Raw genomic sequence first — 4,185 nt, 5'->3', positions numbered from 1 at the left:
CAACTTGGCATTCTCAATCACCAGATAGGCGTTGCGATGATCTGCGATTTCATTGACCAAATCGGAATTCAATGCGTTATAAGCATCAAATAAAGAAATCACATCATGGAAGCCACTTTTCCTCTCTGTATTAGCTGGACAGGAAATAAGCGGGACTCTTCCAAAGATGTGATTATGCTTGCCGATATATTTTAATTCGGGTGATTGATTTTGCCTACTCCGATTGTGTTTATCATCGTTGCCGATTGTATAGTGTAGGATTTCACGGTCGGTATACACGTCCAGATACACTTGCTTATCAAACCTTCTCGTAAATTTATGTAGACCAAGCAATACATTTCTTTCTGCTGTTCCGTCCTCTAACACAAACGCATTCAAAGGAGATAATACTGTGGCTGAGAACTGACCATCCGAATCGATATAGTTCAATTCAAAGCTCTCGCCAAAGATTTCGGATTGTTTCCGAAGCTGTAAATTATGCTCTTTGTCCCAATGACTCATATGTACATCTATATTATGTATGGCTTCATCCTGATCCGACTTGGACACATAATTTACTGGCTTTCCAAGCAGATAGCCCACTTCATTATCCACGAACTTACGAGGGAAATTGAAAATAAGCTTTTGGTTACTGCGACTTTCTTGCATCGCATAGTTCTTGAGAATGGAGTGATGCCCATTGTAATAATCTGAATATTTCTGTTTAGCTATTGCAGTCGAGTGGAGTTCATTTAGACACTCTAATATGATTTGTTCGGTTACTTGCATCTCATCGAATCCTTTCAAAATGGGCTATGTAATTGTTGGTTGTTAATTTCTTCATAAATAAAAAAACCACCTTTAATAAGGTAGTTCCTTGTTGAACTAAAGTTTCCCGTTAGCTCAATTATGCTAAGTTAACAATAATATTAAGCTATCTCAAAAAGTCTGGATTTGTAATCAGCACAGGATCGTATTCCGTTAATATTCAAATGCTTCATCTCAGGTCTCTTTATGCCCAAATGATCGGATTACCTATCTGTAAGGAAGCCTCAAACAGGCTTCTTAGTACTCGCGCGGGTCGAGAGTCAGATCCCTTTAGATTTCTCTGTACGACCTGAAAAGATTTTGGATAATACAGCTCATCGATTCCCCATATCTTTCGGCTTAGAGGATAAGAAGATTCAAAAATTCGTCCCATCTCCAAATCATGAAATCTTGCATGCTTATACTTCCGTCCTTCTTTTTCAACACTCATTACTTCCTGGGCGAACGCTACTGAATGAAAAAGCTCACGATGGTCTCTGTCTAGAATACAGAATCCTCGGTCGTTTAACTGATAAGTGTGCTCGCCTCCAGATGATAAGAACCACTTATCCTCTCCAGGAAGAGATCTCCCATATTCATCATTAGATACAGTATCTACGAGGAAAATCCCTTGCAGCTTGCTTGCTCCTGATTCAAAAATATCCAGTTCCTTTAAAGCTTTTTCGGCCTGATCGGCGGAGAGTGACTTCTCCCCAATTGAAAATAATAATGGGAATTTGTCCTGCCCCAACCGCTCAATGATTCCATAAAAGAAATTTCCTCCTGCGACATTAAAAACCCGGTCTTGATAATAGTAAAAGTCTTCATGCTCGCAAGCGTTCTCCCGCCACTGCTGATAAAGCTCATAGGTTTCGTCATTTACAGATTCCAGTATGTCGATTCCTTCGTCCGTAATTTCCAGCAAGCTTATATCAAAAGGGGGAGGCTTAACATTTCCTTCCTTCACACAATTGCATACTACATAAGCATCCAGGCCCATATTCCCGCTCCTTTTCAAGTCCACTAAGTAATTTTTATATCTTCCATTGATCGTTATAAGATAAAAAGAATAAACTCCGATTAACTAAGCATAATATCCACCCTTTGTAGGATATTCGTGATGTTCAAGATAATGTTTATATATCTTTCCAAATACTTTGATGGCCTTAGCTTGAGATTGGTTGTCATTCTTTAGTTTCACTACTTCACCAATTGGTGCTTGCATCGATATTTCCCCACTTATCAACTTGGGTAGATCAATCTCAAAAATTCCATCTAATTCCTTCAAGCAGTTTCCAAATTTATACACAGCAACGGTTCCTCTTATCTCAACTAACTCGTAGTCCAAACAAATGGCCATTTGCATCCCCTTTCCTTGCAACAATACAAACAACTAATTGGGTAACTGGTTAAGTTCTCCTGCCTATTAGCTTAACAAAATTGGATCAAAATAATGAATGAGTATCTAGCAAAAGTCTCAAAATAATAAGCCTCGATCATAAAACTTTAAACTCTTGATCGACTGAATCAATTGAACAGCCCCATATAAACTATCTGGCGCATCATCATATTGGCAGTTTCGGTTATAATCTTTTATCTGGTTATTATATCTGAGGTTATCTGAATTGAACAGAATATGACCCTTCTTCACTTCCGGCTCCAAGCTAATAATACGTTCATGCTTCTGCCCCTTGGAATGGACACTTTCAACTGGCGTATGTATCTTCGCCTTCCATAGCTCTTCTTCAAATTTTTGCTTCATATAGCTCTGTGCCTGATTGACTTCAAAGCCGAGCTTATCTACAGGATAAAGCTTCAATTTCTCAATAGCCACTTGGAACAAATCATCCGGCAACAGTTTATAGATATTCCCGTCGATGACATACATTTGCTTCGTCTTCCTGTGCTGACCAATAATTGAAATAGCCGAATAGTCATTTTTCTTCCCGGCTTTAATGGCTGGATCAATGTACATCGCCATTTCCATTTCATCAAACTCAGGTAGCCTGTCCCAATACATGATATCCTGAAATATGTATTCGTCTGTTGAACGCGGATCGTTTTGTAATTCTTTAAAAAATGACTTTTCACCCATAGCTTGCTTCTTGCACATCAAATAATAATAGTCCAAATACTCGCTCCACAGGATTTTCGTACCCTCTAGCATTTCTTTTTCATGGGCCATAAAGAAAGACAAAGCCGTATTGATCCTATCCTCGTCTTGGAGATTATTATATTGTCGCTCCCACTCTGACCATAAATCGTCTCGTTCTGAAAACTGAAGCACTGCTGCTTTACGAACACTTCGCACACCTGGGATTTTACCCTTGAGCAGATCGGCCATGATATCTTCTTCATTGAGAATGGTTCCACAGATCAGAATATTCGTATCCCTTGTGCCAATAGGAAGAATCACGTCCGTAAATGTATTTTTAATCTGTTCTCGTTTGGCCTCGGATCGTGCCGTATCTTCCTTGAGCAAGTCATCCATTAAAACTAGCGTAGGACGATGATGCTTATAGTGAATGCCTCGAAGTGAACCGTCAATCCCACGAATCATAATGCAGGAATCCAGTCCACCTTTACTCTTCAGCCAAATTTCATTGTTGTTCCAGCGACTACCTTTACAGATACCGAAATCCTCAATCAGCATCGTATTTGTCTCTAGCTCATCTTTGATCATATCCAAAAACGGCAATGCAATCTGCTCGGTGGCTGATATGATCAGCGTAAACTGTGATTTATCATATAAAGTCGCATACAGCGGAAATAAAAAAGAACTGATCGTTGACTTTCCGTGTTCCCTTGGGAGTCCGAAGGCCGTAATCAGTCCAGTATGGGCAAGCATATGTCTTAATTCCGTGAATAGATCTTTGTGAAACTTGCCAAATACTCGATCAAAATATTTAGGGAAATAGGCCAAGGCAAAAAATTCAATGTCCATCTCACCGATTAGCTTGCGTAGTTCAGAGAAAGAGAACGTTTCAATTAGTTGTTTCATTTTGGGCGGCTTAAAATGCTTCTCCATATACTGTTTAAGCAGCTCAGCTTGTCGCTGTTCTTCTTGCTTTATCGTTTCAATCGGTATAACTCCTTTCTCATGTTCACTATAAAATTATCACAAAAATTTCTGCACCCTTTGCTGGCGGCTCTGTTTCTACAAATAGAAGACCCCCTCCATCCACGACAAAAAGAGTGGCTGCTTACCACTCGATATTTGCCAAGGCTTCAGCCATATCCTGCTGTGTTGTTAGGGTATAAATATTGGTTGTTGCTACGTGATCATGTCCAAGGATTTGTTGGATGGTCGTCAATGGAGTCGTCTTCACCAGCTTATAGCCAAGTGTATGTCTCAGCATATGTGGTGTGACCTTCACGTTGATCCGATCCCCGTATTTG

5 protein-coding genes are annotated in these 4,185 nt (G+C 39.8%); all 5 read right to left on the bottom strand.

The genetic code is table 11. The features are described from left to right. On the bottom strand, nt 1-768 hold a 768-nt coding region (locus ACIFO6_RS23635; protein ID WP_430044449.1), incomplete at its 3' end, for a phage portal protein. Nucleotides 769-991: 223 nt separating this feature from the next. Next, a complete protein-coding gene (locus tag ACIFO6_RS23630) occupies nt 992-1,786 on the bottom strand; it encodes a hypothetical protein (RefSeq protein WP_430044447.1) in 795 nt (264 codons plus the stop codon). 84 nt (nt 1,787-1,870) lie between these two features. Next, on the bottom strand, nt 1,871-2,179 hold the full coding sequence (locus ACIFO6_RS23625; protein ID WP_430044446.1) for a hypothetical protein: 309 nt from the start codon (nt 2,177-2,179) through the stop codon (nt 1,871-1,873). Nucleotides 2,180-2,263: 84 nt separating this feature from the next. Next, entirely contained in the window at nt 2,264-3,787 is a 1,524-nt protein-coding gene (terL, locus tag ACIFO6_RS23620) for a phage terminase large subunit (RefSeq protein WP_430044444.1), read from the bottom strand. Between the two features lie 202 nt (nt 3,788-3,989). After that, on the bottom strand, nt 3,990-4,185 hold a 196-nt coding region (locus ACIFO6_RS23615), incomplete at its 5' end, for a tyrosine-type recombinase/integrase (RefSeq protein WP_430042260.1).

Source organism: Paenibacillus sp. NRS-1781 (assembly GCF_050467745.1).
Lineage (GTDB): Bacteria > Bacillota > Bacilli > Paenibacillales > Paenibacillaceae > Paenibacillus > Paenibacillus terrae_A.
Note: the sequence above shows the minus strand (reverse complement) of the source record. Positions and strands in the feature narration are given on the sequence as shown.